This window comes from Mammaliicoccus sp. J-M40, from assembly GCF_022386395.1.
Lineage (GTDB): Bacteria > Bacillota > Bacilli > Staphylococcales > Staphylococcaceae > Mammaliicoccus > Mammaliicoccus lentus.
On the sequence record NZ_JAJNIQ010000008.1, the window covers coordinates 88,974 to 110,522 of the forward strand.

The window sequence follows — 21,549 nt, forward strand, 5'->3', positions numbered from 1 at the left end:
GGATAAATGAGCAATGTTTTACTCATTTATCCGATATATTTATATGGAAACTAATTTAAATATATTAGTCATATTTTTACTTCTATTTAAATTATCACTATGATAAGTAGATATTGTATATAAACTTTAGAGAAATAACAGTGGCTCTAGACCATGAAATGAATAAACTAAACCTTTCATTAAAAAATATAAGTCGCGTAGATTCTAATTTCTCTGTAAATATTTTAACAGAAAAAGAAAATAGTATTACACCTCAAAGTTGGATGGAAGGTTGGACAATTGAAGCTGGCATGTTGGCAATGAAATATATATTGGAGTCAGGTCAATCCACCGAAGTTGTCTTGACGGCTAACGATATGATTGCAATTGGCGCCGGACAAGCCATAAAAAGTAGTGAAATAAAGGTGCCAGAACAGCTTCAAATTATTGGAATTAATAACAACGAAATGTCTTCGCTAGTGTCTCCGTCTATCTCAAGTATTGATATTCCGAAGACTACCCTAGCAAAAGAAGTGGTTTGCTTAACTAACAAACATATTAAAGGGAACGATACAAACGCTTATCATATCAATATAAATACACACTATATTAAACGTGAAAGCACACAATTTTAAGCTAGTTTAATAATTCTAATAATACATCTTAATTTAGGATGATAAGAAGTAGTATCTCAATAATATTTGAATTCGACAAATTCACTTTCAATTAGTGTTACAAGAATCTCATTTACAAATTGTGATATATTACTATTGAATTTTTAAAATAGAAAATATACTGTTAAAAATAAGAGCATCTTCCAAGTATAGTGAAAGATGCTCTTATTATTTTTTTGTTATCTTGTCAATAATTCTACTAATTTTTATCCTTTGCGATGGATGTTATATATAAATCATTTTCTCTAAGTTTTATATAATACGCATAGGTATCATGTTTTACAAATTAATCTACCGATAGATGCTTGATATAAAAATGATCATTCATTTGGTAGTTATTTAGTTTGAAGTATTTTTTTGTGTATATTAGAATTCAAATAAATATTAGCTACTATTTCTATAGTTTGAACAGTTGTGCATTAAACGGACAAATCGCCTTTTTGCTTTTGATATTTTGAATTAAAAAACCATTGGGTGTTGAGATTTTCACTTATATTTCATGCAAAGTCTCTGTTGTCCAAACAATAAACTGAAAATACTTAGAATAATAAAATTCTCAAAAACAAGTAATTTAAGTTGTAGTTATTTTGTCTGAGATTCATATGATAAGAAACAAAAAGAGAGGATTGAGTTAAAGAAGCTATAAATGTACAACTCTACATTATTGAAGCATTTTTAAAACATTCATTTCCTAATTACATATTACTCAATATACTTTATAAAAAACACAAAATATGGCAGTCATATTTTGTAATATATAAATTAAAGATGCTCACGATTGGAATCGAGCATTTAGGATACTTGCTATATATATACCTAAAATTACAGAGTACTAAAACGGTGTTGCGTTCAACATTTCTTCTGCGTACATATACCTTATACCTAAAATTACAGAGTACTAAAACACGCTAAAGCACACACAAAAACAGACGCAGATATACCTTATACCTAAAATTACAGAGTACTAAAACCACTATGTGGCGTAGTGAGGGGTTTTTTTAATATACCTTATACCTAAAATTACAGAGTACTAAAACCAGGTGAAAAGGATAGTACAGATGCATTTAATATACCTTATACCTAAAATTACAGAGTACTAAAACCTCTAGCACAATTATAACCTTGAAATATAATTAAGAAAATAGATAAGTTGATAACGCTAATGAAATTTTTGTTTTATCGATATCTAATTGATATTCTAAATTACAATGTTTTAAAAATGAAATAATGATATAAAGATCAATATCTTTAAAAACAATAATATCCGCAAGCAAATAGTTAGAAATAATTGGTTTTATTTCTAAAACTGAACAATATTTTACAAATAAATATTCAAACCTCTCTTCAATCTGTTCTTTTTCCACATTAATTGGCGCATTCCAATAGCTATCTTCAAAAAATGATTCAGTAATCATTTGAACATTATTAATAAAATAATTTAGTCCTTTAATACTCTCAGATAAAAAACATGGTGATTCGGTTAAAACAATAACCGGAACAGGTAAGTTGTTTAGTATTTTCCTGAACCTTATTTGTTCTTTAATACTAAGTCCAGCTTCTGGATATAAATAGATTACAAATGCTTTTTCTTTTGCTTGATAATCCATTTCATCCACTACTAGTGGGACAACTTGTTCTAAACGAGTAATTAGTCTGGCATAATCTTCCGAATAATCATATTTAAATGAGAGTAGTTTGATGAATAGTTTTAAATCAAAAGACTTAATAGTAAGTGGCAGTGTACCTTTTAAATTATCTCGTAAATCATCTAACAGTACATTGATAGAATTAATATAACCTTCTATTTCCATATCACTTTGCATTTCTCTCATAATCTTCATAGTCATCATACTCGTTGCTGATAAATGGTGTTCATTTTCAATTGTAGAATGATCTAAGAGAAATCCTCTAAACCGATTATGTGATACTCTTTCATAATCTGTAAGGTTTGTAATTGTAACAGTATCTTTATTTGAATTTCTAGGTTGAAAATAATTCTTAAGCATATCTAAAATGTATTCTTCATGCGTTGAATCCTCATTATAAATAGATGTATATATACTAGTATTTAAAATAACTTTTGGTATTGCATCAATGTTGATTTCTAAAATTGCTTCATACATAGGTTTTCTCCTAAAATAAAATTGTACGATTATCTCCTAATATTTCGATATTTTTATCTTCATCTCCTAACAATATTTTCATTTTTTCATATTGCTTTTCGGTAATAGTTAAAGCTCTAACATGACCATTTGGTGGTAAAATACGTTTCACATAATTTACACTGCTATTCGCCGCATCTTTATTGATACAACTTTTAATGTAAATAGAATACTGCATCATCAAAAACCCTTCCGAAATGAGTCCCTTTCTGAACTTACTATATAAACGTCGTTCTTCTTTTGAGTCAGTTGGGAGATCAAACATAATCAAAACTCTCATAAATTTATAACTCATGATTTGTAAAATGAATATTGCTTAATATTTGGTAATTTGAGTGTTTCATATCTCCCTGTTCTGAAATACTCAATAATTGATTGAATCATAATTTCAATCGCCCTAATAACTGTATTCTGCTGCCCATCAATTTGTACCCTAGCATGCATCAGATTTATCAGCTCTAGCCTATACTCTTTAGTCATATATTCCACTTTCGGAGGATGTTTCAAAAGATATAAGTCTACTAATGGTCTAAATACTTCAATGATATCTGATGCAAGGTTAAAGTGGTTTCTTGCACCATTATGATGTATTCCTAAAGCTGGAATCAATCCTTTAGCCACAATTGTTCTTGCGATTGCCGAATTTAAAATAGTGTAACCAAAATTCAACACCATATTTTCTATTAAAAAATCATCATCACGTCTAAAATTTTTAAAAAATGTATTAAAATAATACTTAGCTGCTTGGCCCTCTATGTTCATTTCATCTCTAGGTGAAACCATTGTTTGTAATGTTTTCATTTTGATTATTCTTTCTTCATGCACTTCAAAATGTTTCATACACTGAATTTGATTTTGTATTTTTTGAATCAAAATATATTTCCATAATTCAGCTTTTCTTTCTTCCGACCATTGAAGCTGTTCCTTCATTTGGCCATATTGATTAAAATGACCATTAATCGGCTGAATCATACACTCTGGCAAATGATGTTGATTACAAAAAATAACTAAAATATTATATTTAGATAACCCAACACAATATGAATATACAATTAACTTTAAAGGGTTTCGGAATACATATTTTAAACAGCTTGTAAAAAGATATTGTAAGTTAAGATTGAACATGGATAGCTTTTCCTATGTAAGTGATATTGCCCAAAAACTTAAAGAGTTCTTTAATTTTCTGGACATAAAGTTTAAACACGTTCAGAGAGTACACCAATTAACGAGAGTGGAAATTGAAGCATATTTAAGTGAACTAAACATGATGGGGATAAAACCTAGTACAATAACTGGGAGGATCTCTATATTGGAAGGACTATTTAGTACCCTTCATAGGCTAGAATGGGATGATGTTCCTTCCAAATTATTAATTTATCCCGAGGACTATCCGAAAATACCAAGAGCAAAACCTCGCTTTATAGACGAATTCGTTCTAGAGCAATTGAACAGTCATCTTGATAAATTACCCGAATATATAGCTACGATGACTATGATTGTTCAAGAATGTGGAATGAGGATAAGTGAATTGTGCACCTTGAAAAAAGGCTGTTTATTAGAGGACAAAGATGGAGATTACTTTTTAAAGTATTATCAATGGAAAATGAAAAAGGAGCATATAGTTCCAATATCTAAAGAGGTAGTTTTACTTATTAAAGTTCGGGAAGATAAAGTTTCAGAGGAATTTCCAGATAGTGAATACCTCTTTCCAAGAAAAGATGGATCGCCATTAAAACAAGAAACATTTAGAGGCGAATTAAATAAATTAGCTTATGAGCAAAATATAGTGGATAAATTAGGCGAGATTTATAGATTCCATGCCCATGCCTTTCGCCATTCAGTAGGAACAAGAATGATTAACAACGGGGTGCCCCAGCATATTGTGCAGAAATTTTTGGGACATGAAAGCCCAGAAATGACAAGCAGATACGCTCATATCTTTGATGAAACTCTAAAAAATGAATTTACTAAATTTCAAGAAAAACTGGTTACCAATAATGGAGATGTGCTCAATCTAGATGATGATAGTGAAGTCGATGATGTAGAGCTTCAATGGTTCAAGAAAAATATAAATGCACAAGTGCTTCCAAATGGTTATTGTAGATTGCCAGTAATAGCAGGTGGTTGTCCACATGCGAATGCATGCTTAGATTGCACTCACTTCTGTACCAGTAAGCAATTCTTACCACAGCACGAAGAACAGTTAGAGCGTACAGAAGAGTTATTAACCATAGCAAAGGATAAACAATGGCAAAGACAAATAGAGACTAATAGCCGTATTAAAGAGCGTTTAGAACAAATCATTGGAAGTTTAACGGGGTAATTATCAATGAATAAACAAGTTAGAAATACAACAGAAATTGTACGTTTGGCGAAGCAGAAATCACAAAAGACAAGAGAAAAAGTAGACAAAGCGATTTCTAAATTTTCGATTGAAGGTAAAGCTATTAATTTTAATTCAATAGCAAAGGAAGCTAATGTTTCTAAATCATGGCTTTATAAGGAACACGATATTAGGCAAAGAATCGAATCCCTTCGTGAGCGTCAAATAACATCAAATGTAGTCTCAAAACCCAAGAAAAGTTCTCGTTCGGAGGAAATCCTTATAAAAACCTTAAAAAGAAGAGTTATGGAATTAGAAAAAGAAAATAAAAAATTACAGAACCAAATTCAAAAATTATATGGAGATCTGTATAATAAAGAGTAGTTTTTATTATTAATCTGTAGACAGATTGTGAAAGGATGCACTTAAACTAACGGGGCAGTTATGTTTAAGATACTTTAAAATTTGGTTAAAATCTCCGAAAGGATTGGTTTCTAACATTAGAAACCAATCCTTTTTAATATTAATTATATATCATTCAAACAATCATTTGACTATTTGTTTATAGTGGGATATATTATAATCATCAAACAAACAGTCATTTGAATAAGGAGGGTAATTATGACAAAAGATATGTGTGAAGTTACCTATATTCATGAAGATAAGGTAAACAGGGCTAAAAAAGACCTTGCTAAACAGAATCCTATGGATGTAGCGAAAGTTTTTAAGGCTCTATCAGATGATACAAGAGTTAAAATTGCTTATGTTTTGTCTTTAGAGGGAGAGTTATGTGTTTGTGATGTAGCTAATATCATTGAATCTTCAACGGCTACGGCATCCCATCATTTAAGATTATTGAAAAATTTAGGTATAGCAAAATACCGTAAAGAAGGAAAATTAGTCTATTATTCACTAGATGATGAGCATGTTAAACAGCTTGTAGAAAAAGCTTTCTTGCATCAAAGGGAGGTTGCTAGTATTGGATAGTTCAACAAAAACATTAACAGAAGATAAACAGGTTTACCGTGTGGAGGGTTTCTCGTGTGCGAATTGTGCTGGGAAGTTTGAAAAAAATGTAAAAGAACTATCAGGGGTGCATGATGCTAAAGTCAATTTCGGAGCTTCCAAAATTGATGTCTTTGGCAGTGCAACCGTTGAAGATCTGGAAAAGGCTGGTGCTTTCGAGAATCTTAAAGTGGCACCAGAGAAGGCTAGAAGAAGGGTCGAACCAGTGGTAACAGAAGATAAAAATGTTTACCGTGTGGAGGGATTTTCTTGCGCAAACTGTGCTGGGAAGTTTGAAAAAAATGTAAAACAACTAGCTGGAGTTCAGGATGCAAAAGTGAACTTTGGCGCTTCTAAAATTGATGTATATGGAAACGCATCGGTTGAAGAGCTTGAAAAAGCAGGTGCTTTCGAGAATCTTAAGGTAATTCCTGAAAAACTGGCGAATCCATCGATACAAGCGGTCAAAGAAGACACTAAGGCTCCTAAAGAAGAGAAAATACCGTTTTATAAAAAACACAGCACATTGCTGTTTGCCACATTACTGATTGCTTTTGGTTACCTTTCTCACTTTGTAAATGGAGAAGATAACCTTGTAACGTCCATGTTATTTGTAAGTTCGATTGTAATTGGCGGATATTCACTATTTAAAGTTGGTTTTCAAAATTTGATACGCTTTGATTTCGACATGAAAACCCTGATGACCGTTGCAGTTATTGGAGCTGCCATCATTGGTGAATGGGCAGAGGCATCCATTGTTGTCATTCTCTTTGCAATCAGTGAAGCACTTGAACGTTTTTCTATGGATAGAGCAAGACAGTCCATTCGTTCATTGATGGATATTGCCCCAAAAGAAGCACTTGTTAGGCGGAATGGTCAGGAAATAATGATCCATGTGGACGATATTGCCGTGGGTGATATTATGATCGTCAAACCAGGGGAGAAAATTGCCATGGATGGGATCATTATAAATGGTGTGTCGGCTGTCAACCAGGCTGCTATAACAGGAGAATCTGTCCCTGTTGCCAAAACGGTAGATGATGAAGTATTTGCAGGCACGCTTAACGAAGAGGGACTACTTGAAGTAAAAATCACCAAATACGTAGAGGATACAACTATCTCCAAGATTATTCATCTGGTTGAGGAAGCACAAGGGGAGCGCGCTCCAGCGCAAGCATTCGTAGATAAATTTGCGAAATATTATACGCCGATCATTATGGTTATTGCGGCGCTCGTTGCAGTCGTTCCACCTTTATTCTTTGGTGGAAGTTGGGATACTTGGGTTTATCAAGGATTAGCGGTACTTGTAGTTGGATGTCCGTGTGCATTAGTTATTACTACTCCAATCTCGATTGTCTCGGCAATTGGAAATGCAGCTAAAAAAGGTGTGTTGATTAAAGGCGGTGTCTATCTAGAGGAATTAGGAGCCATTAAGGCAATCGCATTTGATAAAACAGGAACACTGACAAAAGGTGTACCAGTGGTAACAGATTTTAAAGTGTTAAATGATCAAGTGGAAGAAAAAGAGCTGTTTTCCATTATTACAGCTTTAGAATATCGATCACAACATCCACTTGCTTCAGCAATAATGAAGAAAGCAGAGCAAGATAATATTACTTATTCCGATGTTAGAGTGAAGGACTTCACTTCTATTACAGGTCGGGGCATTCAAGGGAATATAGATGGAACAACCTATTACATTGGCAGTCCAAGGCTTTTTAAAGAATTAAATGTTTCCGATTTTAGCCTTGAGTTTGAAAATAAAGTGAAAGTTTTACAAAACCAAGGGAAAACGGCCATGATTATTGGAACGGACCAAACAATCCTCGGCGTGATTGCTGTAGCAGATGAGGTCCGCGAAACAAGTAAAAATGTGATTCTAAAACTTCATCAGTTAGGAATCAAGCAAACAATTATGCTGACAGGTGATAATCAAGGTACCGCAGAAGCAATCGGTGCTCATGTAGGCGTTTCTGATATTCAGTCCGAATTGTTGCCACAGGATAAGTTGGACTATATTAAAAAAATGAAAGCCGAGCATGGTAATGTAGCTATGATTGGCGATGGCGTCAATGATGCTCCTGCACTTGCTGCATCCACTGTTGGCATTGCAATGGGCGGTGCTGGAACAGATACTGCCATCGAGACAGCTGATATTGCATTAATGGGAGATGATTTAAGTAAGCTTCCATTTGCAGTAAGACTTAGCAGGAAAACGCTAAATATCATCAAAGCGAACATCACGTTTGCCATCGGAATTAAGATAATTGCCTTACTATTGGTTATTCCAGGCTGGCTAACCCTTTGGATTGCGATTCTTTCCGATATGGGAGCCACTATTTTGGTAGCATTAAATAGTTTGCGACTGATGAGAGTGAAGGATAAATAGGTACTATATGTGTGCAATTTACGGAAGGACTTTTCATTTTGAAGAAAAGTCCTATCCCTAAAATATTTGGAGATGATAAAATGATCGCGACGATACTGACGGCTACTGCGGTATATGTAGCAACAGGAATTGATTATCTCGTCATATTAATTCTTTTGTTTTCGCAAGTAAAAAAAGGTCAGGTAAAACATATTTGGATAGGACAATATATAGGGACTGCAATTGTGATAGGAGCAAGTCTTTTAGTTGCACAGGGGGTTGTAAATTTAATTCCTCAGCAATGGGTTATCGGACTACTTGGACTTTTACCACTTTACCTAGGCGTGAAAATATGGATTAAAGGAGAAGAGGATGAAGATGAAAGTAGCATTTTATCTTTATTCTCCTCTGGAAAATTTAATCAGTTATTTTTGACGATGATTTTCATCGTATTGGCTTCCAGTGCGGATGACTTTTCCATTTATATACCGTACTTCACGACCTTAAGTATGTCTGAAATCTTTATTGTCACTATTGTCTTTCTAATTATGGTTGGAGTTTTGTGCTATGTCAGTTACCGTCTAGCTTCCTTCGATTTTATATCGGAAACAATTGAGAAATATGAACGTTGGATTGTACCAATTGTATTCATTGGGCTAGGTATTTATATATTGTTTGAAAATGGAACATTCAATGCTCTGATTTCATTTCTTCTTTGAAGTGGCGAATCCAAACCATAAAGTAAAGTATAAAGAGGTTATCCTATTGATTGGGATAACCTTTTTATATTTAACTAATTATCATTTACGTTAAACACATGTACTTAAAGTAAGAACATTGATTTAAACCATTTTTTTCATAATTTACTCTTGATAAGATCCGACACCTTCTCCAGGAGATATCAAAATAACTCAGAGAATAAAAGAGATTAGTGAAATGATGGGCATTATATTATATGACCACATAATATTTTCAGAAAATGATCATCATTCAATTATCAAAAAAATTGCACTTTCTACTGGTATATATCCTTGCATTAATTTTATAAAAAATGCCCCTACTGAAGATATAAAAGCAATTGCTATGCTATTGTTCACTACCGTATTCATTGGTAATTTAAATAATGCTAATAATACAGGAATGATGATAAATGCTCCACCTGCACCCACAATTCCCGAAATTACACCAATTCCAAATCCAACTATAATAAATAGCAAAGGTTTAGATTTCGTCTCTTGTGTAGTAGGTTTAACTTTAATAAACATCAATATTAAAGCAAGTATGGCGATTATTACATATACCGTATTTACAAAAGTAGCATTAAACAAACTAGCTAAAATTGCCCCTAACATGCTTCCAATCAACATACCCCCTCCCATATATATAACAAGTTTAGGAGAGAAAGCTGGTTGTTTTCTTGCATTTAATGATCCACTAAGTGTACTGAAAAATACTTGACTAGAGGTAAGTCCCGAAGCAATATATGCACTATACGCAGGTATACCTATTAATGGTGGCAATATAAGAATAGCTGGGTAAATAATAATTGCGCCCCCAATACCTATTAATCCAGATATAAATCCACCCAGTACGCCAATTAGCAACATAATAGTCATATTTGCTATATCCATTATTTACTTTTAACTAATAAATTAACTGCTTCATTAATTAATTCTTGAGAACTTTCATTATTTTCTTCTGCTGTTTTAACGCATTCTATTAAATTTTCACTAATTATAATCCCCATTAAACGTTGTATAGAACCTTTAGATGCACTAAGTTGCGTAATTATATCTTTGCAATCTTTTTCTTCTTCCATCATTTTTACGACACCATTTAATTGACCTTGTATTCTATTTATACGATTAATCATTTTTTTATCATAAGTCATATTCATTTCCTCCACATAAATTGATTAAGTTAATAATAATAAATTAAAACAAAATTGTCAAATACCCCTATAGGTATTTGGCAAATGATTCTATCCGTTTTATTATACCCTCATAGGTATTTATAGGAGGTAAGTATGGAACAATACAAAGAAGTACACATTAATTCATTAAACAAAGAAGAATTAGAAAAATTGGCAAAAATGGGTCAATTGATTGATGTTAGAACAAAAGAAGAATATGAATTAGGACACATTAACGGTTCAACTTTACACCCAGTAGAAGAGATTAAATCATTCAATAAGAATAGCAACAAAACGTATTATATACATTGTAAAAGCGGTAACCGAAGCACTAAAGCTTGCGATTATTTAGCCAAACAAGGTTATGATGTCGTGAATTTAAAGGGTGGATATAAAGATTATGAAGCAAAGAACTTCAATAGTGCTCCTTTAATAGAAAAAGATATTGAAATCAAAGAGAATCGTAAACAATTTGATTTTAGAGGTCTTCAGTGCCCTGGACCTATTGTTAATATCAGTAAAGAAATTAACAATATTTCAACGGGTGAGCAAATCGAGGTAACAGTTACAGATCCTGGTTTCAATAGTGATATTAAAAGTTGGGCGAAACAAACAGGGAATACCCTTGTAAATCTTACTGAAGAAGCAAATGTAATTAATGCAATTATTCAAAAAGAAAAGCCAAAAGAATTTGAAATCAATGACACTGCTACAGGTACAACAATTGTTTTATTTAGCGGTGAGTTAGATAAGGCAGTAGCAGCAATGATCATCGCAAATGGCGCTAAAGCAGCAGGTAAAGATGTAACTATTTTCTTTACTTTTTGGGGCCTCAACGCATTAAAAAAAGCGCAATCAACTCGCGTTAAAAAGAAAGGTATTTCCAAAATGTTTGACCTTATGTTACCTAAGGATCCAATACATATGCCATTATCAAAAATGAATATGTTTGGACTAGGTAATATTATGATGCGTTATGTAATGAACAAGAAAAATGTTGATTCTTTATACTCACTTATCGATCAAGCAATCGATCAAGATATAAAGTTAATTGCTTGTACCATGAGTATGGATGTTATGGGAATTTCAAAAGAAGAATTAAGAGATGAAGTCGATTATGGTGGCGTAGGTACTTATATTGGACATACTGAGCAAGCAAATCATAACTTATTTATCTAATCAATAAAATCTATTTTAAAAAGGAGTTTTTTTTTGTTTTTCAAACAATTTTATGAAGACAATTTTTCACAAGCATCTTATTTAATTGGATGTCAACGTACAGGAGAAGCAATGATTATTGACCCTATACGAGATTTAACAAAATATTTAAAAGTTGCAGATAAAGAAGGATTCACAATTACTAAAGCTGCAGAAACACATATTCATGCTGATTTTGCTTCAGGTATTAGAGATGTGGCAAATAAATTGAATGCAAGTATATACGTATCTGATGAAGGTAAAGATGAATTTAATTATAAAAATATGCCTAAACAAACACATTTCGTTAAGCATCAAGATATTATCTATTTAGGAAAGATTAAATTAGAAGTCTTACACACTCCAGGCCATACCCCTGAGAGTATTAGTTTTTTACTTACTGACGAAGGTGGGGGTTCCAGTATACCAATGGGATTATTTAGCGGTGACTTCATCTTTGTTGGTGATGTAGGTAGACCAGATCTATTAGAAAAAGCTGTAAATGTTGAAGGTTCTACAAAAATCGGAGCAAAACAAATGTATCAGTCCATACAATTTGCTGCAACATTACCAGACTATATTCAAATTTGGCCAGGTCATGGTGCAGGGAGTCCTTGTGGTAAAGCGCTAGGTTCATTACCTACAACTACTTTGGGTTATGAGAAAATAAACAACTGGGCTTTTAATGTTAAAGATGAAACTTCATTTATCGAAACTTTAACACTCAATCAGCCAGCTCCACCACACCATTTTTCACAAATGAAAAAAATAAATCAATTTGGTATGCAAATGTACCAACCATATAATGTTTACCCTAGTTCAAGCAATACACAAACTGCTTTTGATCTTCGAAGTAAAGAAGCATTCCATGGTGGTCATATGCATGGAACTATCAATATTCCTTTTAATAAAACTTTTATAAATCAAATTGGTTGGTATTTAGATTATGACTAAGATATTGAATTAATTGGCGATAAATCTACCGTTCAACAAGCTATTCATGCTTTACAATTAATTGGTTTTGAAAATGTAAAAAGTTACCGTTTGCCACAAACAAATATCGTCACATCATCTATTCATAGTTCTGAAATGACTGGTGAAGAACATAATGTATTAGATGTTCGTAATGATGATGAATGGCGTAAAGGTCATTTAAAACAAGCAATTCATATTCCTCACGGTAAACTTTTAAATGAAGATATACCTTTCGATAAAAATGACCTAATTTATGTACATTGTCAATCAGGTGTTAGAAGTTCAATAGCGGTAGGAATATTAGAATATAAAGGATTTACGAATATTGTTAACGTTAGAGGTGGCTATCAACATTTACCAGCATTTTTAAAATAGTTTTCTTCTGCAATAGAACTATAAAAATCCCTCAATCCGAAAATTCAATTCGGATTGAGGGATTTTTTTATAAAGACAATTACGAACTTTGATTATTCATTTGAATTAGTTTTTTATGCTTTTATATCTAAGTAAATATCATTAATCTGTAGTACTTTTTGGATAATTGCTAATGTACCACCTAGCAAAGTTGCAAATTTGACATTAGATGTTAACTTTATTTGAATTTCGTTACGTGAATATTGTTTGAACTGGTTCTTAATTGCTTCTAATATTTCAGGCATTTCATTGAACAATGGACAGTTAATGTAAATTGCATTCGGATTAAACTGGGTGTTTAAATTATGTATTAAAACAGCAATTTTATTTATAAATTGTTCCATTTCTTCAACTACGACTGGATTTTTTTCATTATAAAATTGAATTAATTTGCTAAGCGTCATCTTCTCATTTAGTTGATTACTTAAATTATGCAGTAAAGCTTCTTGTGAAAAAATATCTTCAATCTTATGAAAGATCTCCACATTATCGCTAACTTTTGAGACAAGTGTTTTTCCAATTTCACCCGCTTCCCCATTTGCACCACGATACAATTGATTATTAATAATAAGCCCAGCACCAATACCTTTATGTATACTTAAAGCAATAAGATTATTGTAGGATAAATTATGATTAAAATTACGTTCATATAACGCTGAAAGATTCGCTTCATTTTCAACTACGACTGGAACATTAGTAATTTCTTTTATTTTCTTAGCAATTGAAATTCCTTCAGTTTCATGGAATGGTAAATATGTCACATGCTGCTCATTATCCACAACTCCATGTATAGAAACAGACACACCTAATAGTCCGTTATAAGTATCAAGTTTCTCCTGAATATCAATATGTTTTTTTATTATGCTTAATATACTACTAACCTTTTCATCAGGTAAATCATAAGATTCATGCTTAATGACATTACCATCAAAATAATTGTACATCACTTCAACAGAACTATAAGTTAAATCCAAAGAAATAAAATAACCATAAAGATGATTAACCTTCAGAAGAATAGGTTTTCTACCACCACTCTTCGTGCTATCACCCTCACCAACCTCATTAACAAGAGATTTATACTTTAACTTATTCAAAATACTAGAAATCGTTGCCTTATTAATCTCAAGATTTTTAGATATTTGAGTACGCGAAATATTATGATGGTTATAAATTTCCCTTAGCACTCTTTTTTCATTATCATTTATATTTAAAATATTTTCCATAATTGCCTACCCCATAAGTTATTTTGAATTTAGTTTATAGTTTATCATGTATTTTTATACCAACTATTTTAACATAAATTAAATTAAACCTTAGAACAACTTAAAACCTCACTTAGGTTATCATCTTCGTTCTTTTATTTTTTTTATTATTTCAATAAATTACGTATTTCCAATATGACGATTTTTTATGCAAAGTCGTTGTATGTTTTTCAAATTTTTGACATTTATGCAATCTAAATAGCCAATTAGGGAATTTTTAACATTTTTTATTTGTTTGATATTATACTTAATGTATCTTAAATAGAAAGAGGGTATGCATATGGATTTCACTGGTGTTATTACAAGCATTATTGATTTAATCAAGACTTGCATTCAGGCTTTCGGTTAATTTTTTCAACTAAAAAACAGAGGAAATATTCAACGACTTGATTGTTTCCTCTGTTTTCTATGTATTGTTGTAAACACAACAATTTTATTTTTTATTCAATATATTTCTCAATTCTTCTATTTCATCTTGTGATAGATCTTCTTTTTCTACAAAGTTTAAGACAAGTGAATTGAAACCGCCTTTGTATACTTTATTGATAAAGTTTTTAGATGTTTTATATTTTATATCACTTTCTTCTACAAGAGAGTAATATTGAAAAATTTTATTGTCTTTTTTACGATCTATAAATCCCTTTTTATACAATCTCGTTATAAGTGTACGAATGGTTTTTGGACTCCAGTCCTTTTGCATTTGTATTTCTTCTATTATATTATTCGCACTTGCATATTTTTTCATCCAAATGATATTCATAACTTCCCATTCTGCAGATGATATTTCATACGTTTTATTATCCATTATATTAACTCCATTTCTTTTAAAATACGCTCAGAAATTTGTTGTGCTTTTTCGCCATTCGCATTGTCTTCGCCTTTTAAATGTGTAGCAAAATAATACGTATTATCTTTCGTTTCAACATAACCTACGAACCATCCATTTGCTTCTTTGTGATTCACGATTCCTGTTCCAGTTTTACCTACATATTTATAAGTATCTTTTTGTTTCAAAGTCATACTATTTTCAACTTTTTCAATAGCCTTATTATCAAAATGCATGTTATGTTGTTTCATATTTTTCAACAAATTAACCTGTTCTATTGCAGAAATTTTTAATGAAGATTCATTCCAATAATTTTCATTCCCTGATATTTCTTCATTACCATATTCAATTAGATCTAAATAAGATTTAACCTCATCTTGTCTTAAATGTTTGTTTAAATTTTCGTAATACCAATTTACTGAATATTTCATTGAAGAATTTAAATTTTGATCTTGGTTCCATTCTTTAAATGGATATTGATGTTTATCCCATTGTTGTTCAGTATGATTTAATGAGAGTAAATTTTGGTCGAATGCCATTAACGCTAAATAAATTTTGTAAGTAGAATTAGGTGAATATCGTTGTTTACTTTCTGGTTCATTATAAATAGAATAAGCTTGCTCCCGTTCATTATAAAGCACAAAACTTCCATCAAATCCTTTGAAATACGGAGCTAGTTGATTTAATTTTTTATATGATACATTTGTTTCATATTTGTCTTGTTGAACATGTGCAGATAGTAACGGTGCTTGTATTAAAAGCGATATACTACATACAATATACGCAACAATACGCTTGTTTCGATTAGGTTTAGGCATTGAATCATAAAGTGCAATATACTTAACACGTTCTTTAATATTTGAATTAAAACCTAGTAAATATTGTGCTGCCACATTATTTATGTGCTGAGATTTTAAAATAGAGCATTTTAATATCGATTCACCATAACGTATATGTTCATGGCGATTCAAAATTTTTAAAACGTTTCTATCACATACTTTTTCACAGTCATTGTCCATCATTGTTTTACTTATATATAGTGCAGGATTAAACCAGAATATCATTTTAAAAACAACATAAAGCTGGTTGAATATTAAGTCATGACTTTTCACATGTGATAGTTCATGTAGAATAATATATTCAATTTCTTTGTCATTCATGGTTTCGACTACGACAGTTGGTAGTACAATTTGGGATTTCACTAAACCAAATACCATCGGATTATCAATGTTTGAACTATAACTAATTGTTATATGCTTTTTGTAGAACTGCATCTTACTTTGACATACTTTAAGTCGTTCATTAAGATATGACGATTCCAATGACGAACTTTTAATAACATCAATTTGTCGGAATGCCTTAATCATATAAAATAAGCACAACAAACTACCAAATACCCATATCAAAAGAATCATATACGTTATATTTGAGGTCTCAAACTGATTAACATTAATTGCTAAGTCTTTCGTAACAGATGATTGTTGACCATCTAACATATGACTAACCGAAGAAGTCGTGTCAGATACATTTCGATTCATCATATCTTTTGAAAATGTAAAATTCGATATTTTGTAAAATGGTATTAATGGAATTAACGTGGAGACGAGCACTAATAACCAAATCTTATGTGACATAATATTTTGAGTATATTTTATATAGAGCATTCTCACTAAAAAAATTACACATATCGTGAGCAATGAACTGATTATACTTAACATTAAAAAAGATGATAACACCTTCTACACCTCCATATCACAAAAATTATAACATTATTTTGACATAAATACTACATTTGTAATATACTACAAATGTAGTCTTATATAAGGAGGATATTGATGAAAAAGATAAAAATTGTTCCACTTATTTTAATAGTTGTAGTTGTCGGGTTTGGTATATATTTTTATGCTTCAAAAGATAAAGAAATTAATAATACTATTGATGCAATTGAAGATAAAAATTTCAAACAAGTTTATAAAGATAGCAGTTATATTTCTAAAAGCGATAATGGTGAAGTAGAAATGACTGAACGTCCGATAAAAATATATAATAGTTTAGGCGTTAAAGATATAAACATTCAGGATCGTAAAATAAAAAAAGTATCTAAAAATAAAAAACGAGTAGATGCTCAATATAAAATTAAAACAAACTACGGTAACATTGATCGCAACGTTCAATTTAATTTTGTTAAAGAAGATGGTATGTGGAAGTTAGATTGGGATCATAGCGTCATTATTCCAGGAATGCAGAAAGACCAAAGCATACATATTGAAAATTTAAAATCAGAACGTGGTAAAATTTTAGACCGAAACAATGTGGAATTGGCCAATACAGGAACAGCATATGAGATAGGCATCGTTCCAAAGAATGTATCTAAAAAAGATTATAAAGCAATCGCTAAAGAACTAAGTATTTCTGAAGACTATATCAAACAACAAATGGATCAAAATTGGGTACAAGATGATACCTTCGTTCCACTTAAAACCGTTAAAAAAATGGATGAATATTTAAGTGATTTCGCAAAAAAATTTCATCTTACAACTAATGAAACAGAAAGTCGTAACTATCCTCTAGAAAAAGCGACTTCACATCTATTAGGTTATGTTGGTCCCATTAACTCTGAAGAATTAAAACAAAAAGAATATAAAGGCTATAAAGATGATGCAGTTATTGGTAAAAAGGGACTCGAAAAACTTTACGATAAAAAGCTCCAACATGAAGATGGCTATCGTGTCACAATCGTTGACGATAATAGCAATACAATCGCACATACATTAATAGAGAAAAAGAAAAAAGATGGCAAAGATATTCAACTAACTATTGATGCTAAAGTTCAAAAGAGTATTTATAACAACATGAAAAATGATTATGGCTCAGGTACTGCTATCCACCCTCAAACAGGTGAATTATTAGCACTTGTAAGCACACCTTCATATGACGTCTATCCATTTATGTATGGCATGAGTAACGAAGAATATAATAAATTAACCGAAGATAAAAAAGAACCTCTGCTCAACAAGTTCCAGATTACAACTTCACCAGGTTCAACTCAAAAAATATTAACAGCAATGATTGGGTTAAATAACAAAACATTAGACGATAAAACAAGTTATAAAATCGATGGTAAAGGTTGGCAAAAAGATAAATCTTGGGGTGGTTACAACGTTACAAGATATGAAGTGGTAAATGGTAATATCGACTTAAAACAAGCAATAGAATCATCAGATAACATTTTCTTTGCTAGAGTAGCACTCGAATTAGGCAGTAAGAAATTTGAAAAAGGCATGAAAAAACTAGGTGTTGGTGAAGATATACCAAGTGATTATCCATTTTATAATGCTCAAATTTCAAACAAAAATTTAGATAATGAAATATTATTAGCTGATTCAGGTTACGGACAAGGTGAAATACTGATTAACCCAGTACAGATCCTTTCAATCTATAGCGCATTAGAAAATAATGGCAATATTAACGCACCTCACTTATTAAAAGACACGAAAAACAAAGTTTGGAAGAAAAATATTATTTCCAAAGAAAATATCAATCTATTAACTGATGGTATGCAACAAGTCGTAAATAAAACACATAAAGAAGATATTTATAGATCTTATGCAAACTTAATTGGCAAATCCGGTACTGCAGAACTCAAAATGAAACAAGGAGAAACAGGCAGACAAATTGGGTGGTTTATATCATATGATAAAGATAATCCAAACATGATGATGGCTATTAATGTTAAAGATGTACAAGATAAAGGAATGGCTAGCTACAATGCCAAAATCTCAGGTAAAGTGTATGATGAGCTATATGAGAACGGTAATAAAAAATACGATATAGATGAATAACAAAACAGTGAAGCAATCCGTAACGATGGTTGCTTCACTGTTTTATTATGAATTATTAATAAGTGCTGTTACTTCTCCCTTAAATACAATTTCTTCATTTTCATTGTATGTTGAAAGTGACACTGTAACGAGTCCATTTTCTTTTTTTATGGATTTCTTATTTGTAATTTCAGCGATAACGTACAATGTATTACCTGGGTATACAGGTTTAATAAATTTAACGTTATTCATTTGTGTTCCTGCTACAACTTCTTCTCCGTATTTACCTTCTTCTACCCATAATTTAAATGATATTGAAAGTGTATGCATGCCAGATGCAATGATACCTTTAAATCTACTTTGTTCTGCTTTTTCTTTATCTATATGCATATATTGAGGATCAAAAGTTGTTGCAAATTGGATAATTTCTTCTTCTGTAATATGAAGGCTTTTTGTTTTGAATGTTTCTCCTACTATAAAATCATCGTATTTCATATATGTCTCTCTTTCTTATTCAAATTAATTTTTTAGTATGTAACATGTTAAAGGTAAGTCTACCGTCACTGAAACGTAAGACTCACCTCTAACTTTCTATTGAGACAAATGCACCATTTTATCTGCATTGTCTGTAAAGATACCATCAACTCCCCAATTAGCAAGTTGGTTTGCACGTGCTGGTTTGTTTACAGTCCATACGTTCAATTCATAACCCGCTTCTTTTACCATTTTTACTTTTGCTTTAGTAAGTTTGGCATCTTCAGTGTTTACTATTTTAGCATTACAGTAATCTAAAAGTGTTCTCCAGTCTTCACGAAACGAAGTTGTATGGAATATAACTGCTCTGTTATATTGTGGCATGATTTCTTCTGCAAGTTTAACAAGCACAACATTAAAGCTTGAAATGAGCACTTCTTGATTCTGATTTAAGTTTGTTAATTGTTCTTCCACTTGCTTAACCATACTTTTAGAAAGTGCTAGTCCATTCGGTCCAGTAATACCTTTTAATTCTACATTTAAATTCATATTATATTCATTTGCTATTTTTACTACATCATCGAAAGTTGGCAAATGTTCATCTTTGAATTTTTCACCAAACCAAGATCCTGCAGAAGCATCTTTAATTTCATCATAATTCAATTCAGTTATTTCCCCGGACATATTTGTAGTCCGTTCTAAATAATCATCATGAATGATAATCAGTTGTTCATCTTTTGTAATTGCAACATCTAACTCCAACCAGTTTATACCTTCTACTTCTGAAGCAGCTTTAAATGATGCAATTGTATTTTCCGGAGCTTTACTAGGTAATCCTCTATGTCCATATACAGTTAGCATATTACCTCTCCTTGCATTTTTATTTTTTTAATTAACGTAACTGTATTATCACATTAATCGCACTTTTATTTCCATTAAAAAGAGATGAATATCATAAATAAAGAAGTCGATAGATTCGTATTGATTATGGAGTTAATCTACGTCTCATCTCATTTTTAAAAAATCATTTATGTCCCAAGCTCCATTTTGTAATCAAGTCTAGTTTTTCTGTACCCCTTATCTGCAATTTTACTTAGGATTGCTTTTAACTTACCTCTTATCTGCAATTTTACTTAGGATTGCTTTTAACTTACCCCTTATCAGCAATTTTACTGAGAACTGCTTTTAACGCACCTCTTATCTGCAATTTTGCCTAGAACTGCTTTTAACGTACCTCTTATCTGCAATTTTACTTAGAACTGCTTTTAACAAACCTCTTATCTGCAATTTTACTTAGAACTGCTTTTAACGTACCTCTTATCTGTAATTTTACTGAGAACTGCTTTTAACAAACCTCTTATCTGCAATTTTACTTAGAACTGCTTTTAACAAACCTCTTATCTGCAATTTTACTTAGAATTGCTTTTACTATTCCTCTTATTAGTATAATCTCAGTAAGAATGCGTATAAAAATGAAAATTACAACCGATTTTGTAAGTGCTGACGCCTGAGGGAATAGTATGTGCGAGAGACTAATGGCTCGAGCCATACCCCTAGGCAAGCATGCACGTACAAAATCGTAAGATAAAAAAATAAGCATATCACTGTAAACTTTAAAAAATCAGTTTAGTGATATGCTTATTTATTTCGAGTTAGGATTTATGTCCCAAGCTCATCAAGCACAATCGGCCACTAGTTTATTTCTCTATCTTATATGTTCTGATATGGTCTTCTATACTGTATAAGTATACTTTTGAATATGGATCTTGTGTCAATTCACGTTCGAAATCAAATTCTTGATTATCAAATCTGTTAAAGAATGTTTCGTATTCTTCGACTGATAATTGCTCTCTAGATTCTAGCATATTTAAGTGTTTCTCTTTATCTAATGCTTTGTCATATCCTTTAACGATTGAACCACTAAAGATTTCTCCTACTGCTCCTGAACCATAACTAAATAGACATACTTTCTCTTCTGGTTGGAATGTGTGGTTCTGTAATAACGAAATTAAACTTAAGTATAATGATCCTGTATAAATGTTACCAACATCTCTATTCCATAATACGGTTCTGTTGCAAAGTTGAATTTATAGTATAATTTTAACAAAAAGGAGTCTTCTGTATGAACTATTTCAGATATAAACAATTTAACAAGGA

Annotated in this window: 18 protein-coding genes and 3 pseudogenes; 10 read left to right on the forward strand and 11 right to left on the reverse strand. The window is 31.4% G+C overall.

What is annotated here, in order from left to right; genetic code table 11:
* The first annotated feature begins 140 nt into the window (after positions 1–140).
* Positions 141–614: a substrate-binding domain-containing protein gene (locus tag LQ688_RS10090; protein WP_218688673.1), complete on the forward strand. Its 474-nt coding sequence runs from the start codon at positions 141–143 to the stop codon at positions 612–614.
* 1,172 nt (positions 615–1,786) lie between these two features.
* Here LQ688_RS10090 and LQ688_RS10095 read toward each other — a convergent pair.
* Genes LQ688_RS10095 through cas1 form a run of 3 tightly spaced genes read right to left on the reverse strand, consistent with a single transcriptional unit; the run spans position 1,787 to position 3,940 of the window.
* The gene (locus LQ688_RS10095) at positions 1,787–2,776 is read right to left on the reverse strand and encodes a hypothetical protein (RefSeq protein WP_182093637.1); all 990 of its coding nucleotides are present in this window, start codon (positions 2,774–2,776) and stop codon (positions 1,787–1,789) included.
* Between the two features lie 10 nt (positions 2,777–2,786).
* Positions 2,787–3,110 (reverse strand): CRISPR-associated endonuclease Cas2, encoded by a 324-nt coding sequence (gene cas2 / locus LQ688_RS10100; protein ID WP_261797315.1) that lies wholly within the window; start codon positions 3,108–3,110, stop codon positions 2,787–2,789.
* The gene (gene cas1, locus LQ688_RS10105) at positions 3,107–3,940 is read right to left on the reverse strand and encodes a type II CRISPR-associated endonuclease Cas1 (protein ID WP_239705377.1); all 834 of its coding nucleotides are present in this window, start codon (positions 3,938–3,940) and stop codon (positions 3,107–3,109) included. The genes cas2 and cas1 overlap by 4 nt, the downstream gene beginning before the upstream one ends.
* Between cas1 and LQ688_RS10110 the strand changes: the two are divergent.
* The 5 genes and pseudogenes from LQ688_RS10110 to LQ688_RS10130 all read left to right on the forward strand — a co-directional run.
* Positions 3,843–5,138 (forward strand): annotated as a pseudogene (locus LQ688_RS10110) (tyrosine-type recombinase/integrase); the annotation flags it as partial. The gene cas1 and the pseudogene LQ688_RS10110 sit on opposite strands and share 98 nt — an antisense overlap.
* Positions 5,139–5,144: 6 nt before the next feature.
* A complete protein-coding gene (locus LQ688_RS10115) occupies positions 5,145–5,522 on the forward strand; it encodes a DUF6262 family protein (protein ID WP_001041908.1) in 378 nt (125 codons plus the stop codon).
* A gap of 237 nt (positions 5,523–5,759) precedes the next feature.
* Positions 5,760–6,125 carry an ArsR/SmtB family transcription factor gene (locus LQ688_RS10120; RefSeq protein WP_000159127.1) on the forward strand — a complete coding sequence of 122 codons (366 nt, stop codon included), beginning with the start codon at positions 5,760–5,762 and terminating at the stop codon, positions 6,123–6,125.
* Entirely contained in the window at positions 6,118–8,532 is a 2,415-nt protein-coding gene (locus tag LQ688_RS10125; RefSeq protein ID WP_000378485.1) for a cadmium-translocating P-type ATPase CadA, read from the forward strand. The genes LQ688_RS10120 and LQ688_RS10125 overlap by 8 nt, the downstream gene beginning before the upstream one ends.
* A gap of 80 nt (positions 8,533–8,612) precedes the next feature.
* On the forward strand, positions 8,613–9,230 hold the full coding sequence (locus LQ688_RS10130; RefSeq protein ID WP_000562107.1) for a CadD family cadmium resistance transporter: 618 nt from the start codon (positions 8,613–8,615) through the stop codon (positions 9,228–9,230).
* A 273-nt stretch (positions 9,231–9,503) separates the two neighbouring features.
* Here the strand turns inward: LQ688_RS10130 and LQ688_RS10140 are convergent.
* Positions 9,504–10,142 (reverse strand): annotated as a pseudogene (locus LQ688_RS10140) (sulfite exporter TauE/SafE family protein); the annotation flags it as partial.
* Positions 10,142–10,402 carry a persulfide-sensing transcriptional repressor CstR gene (cstR, locus tag LQ688_RS10145; protein ID WP_000220507.1) on the reverse strand — a complete coding sequence of 87 codons (261 nt, stop codon included), beginning with the start codon at positions 10,400–10,402 and terminating at the stop codon, positions 10,142–10,144. The gene cstR and the pseudogene LQ688_RS10140, both read right to left, overlap by 1 nt.
* Before the next feature lie 135 nt (positions 10,403–10,537).
* On the opposite strand from cstR, the gene LQ688_RS10150 reads away from it, so the two are divergent.
* Both LQ688_RS10150 and cstB read left to right on the forward strand, forming a co-directional pair.
* Entirely contained in the window at positions 10,538–11,602 is a 1,065-nt protein-coding gene (locus tag LQ688_RS10150) for a DsrE/DsrF/DrsH-like family protein (RefSeq protein ID WP_000438836.1), read from the forward strand.
* A 33-nt stretch (positions 11,603–11,635) separates the two neighbouring features.
* A pseudogene (gene cstB, locus LQ688_RS10155) lies at positions 11,636–12,970 on the forward strand (persulfide dioxygenase-sulfurtransferase CstB).
* Between the two features lie 113 nt (positions 12,971–13,083).
* Here the strand turns inward: cstB and LQ688_RS10160 are convergent.
* Complete coding sequence (locus LQ688_RS10160) at positions 13,084–14,232, reverse strand: ROK family transcriptional regulator (RefSeq protein ID WP_000427807.1); 1,149 nt, start codon at positions 14,230–14,232, stop codon at positions 13,084–13,086.
* A 319-nt stretch (positions 14,233–14,551) separates the two neighbouring features.
* Between LQ688_RS10160 and psm-mec the strand changes: the two genes are divergently transcribed.
* Positions 14,552–14,620 (forward strand): phenol-soluble modulin PSM-mec, encoded by a 69-nt coding sequence (psm-mec, locus tag LQ688_RS10165; RefSeq protein WP_014532405.1) that lies wholly within the window; start codon positions 14,552–14,554, stop codon positions 14,618–14,620.
* A gap of 84 nt (positions 14,621–14,704) precedes the next feature.
* Here psm-mec and mecI read toward each other — a convergent pair whose 3' ends face one another.
* A complete protein-coding gene (mecI, locus tag LQ688_RS10170; RefSeq protein ID WP_000369214.1) occupies positions 14,705–15,076 on the reverse strand; it encodes a mecA-type methicillin resistance repressor MecI in 372 nt (123 codons plus the stop codon).
* The gene (gene mecR1, locus LQ688_RS10175; protein ID WP_000952923.1) at positions 15,076–16,833 is read right to left on the reverse strand and encodes a beta-lactam sensor/signal transducer MecR1; all 1,758 of its coding nucleotides are present in this window, start codon (positions 16,831–16,833) and stop codon (positions 15,076–15,078) included. Before mecR1 ends, mecI begins: the two co-directional genes overlap by 1 nt.
* Positions 16,834–16,929: 96 nt before the next feature.
* Here mecR1 and mecA point away from each other — a divergent pair, with 96 nt between their 5' ends.
* Complete coding sequence (gene mecA / locus LQ688_RS10180; protein WP_063852655.1) at positions 16,930–18,939, forward strand: PBP2a family beta-lactam-resistant peptidoglycan transpeptidase MecA; 2,010 nt, start codon at positions 16,930–16,932, stop codon at positions 18,937–18,939.
* Between the two features lie 45 nt (positions 18,940–18,984).
* Here the strand turns inward: mecA and LQ688_RS10185 are convergent, their stop codons facing one another.
* The 3 genes from LQ688_RS10185 to LQ688_RS10195 form a co-directional block, all read right to left on the reverse strand.
* Entirely contained in the window at positions 18,985–19,413 is a 429-nt protein-coding gene (locus LQ688_RS10185; RefSeq protein WP_000872606.1) for a MaoC family dehydratase, read from the reverse strand.
* A gap of 96 nt (positions 19,414–19,509) precedes the next feature.
* Positions 19,510–20,253 (reverse strand): glycerophosphoryl diester phosphodiesterase, encoded by a 744-nt coding sequence (locus LQ688_RS10190; protein ID WP_000958858.1) that lies wholly within the window; start codon positions 20,251–20,253, stop codon positions 19,510–19,512.
* Between the two features lie 836 nt (positions 20,254–21,089).
* On the reverse strand, positions 21,090–21,479 hold the full coding sequence (locus LQ688_RS10195; protein ID WP_020444595.1) for a hydroxymethylglutaryl-CoA synthase: 390 nt from the start codon (positions 21,477–21,479) through the stop codon (positions 21,090–21,092).
* Positions 21,480–21,549: the final 70 nt, after the last annotated feature.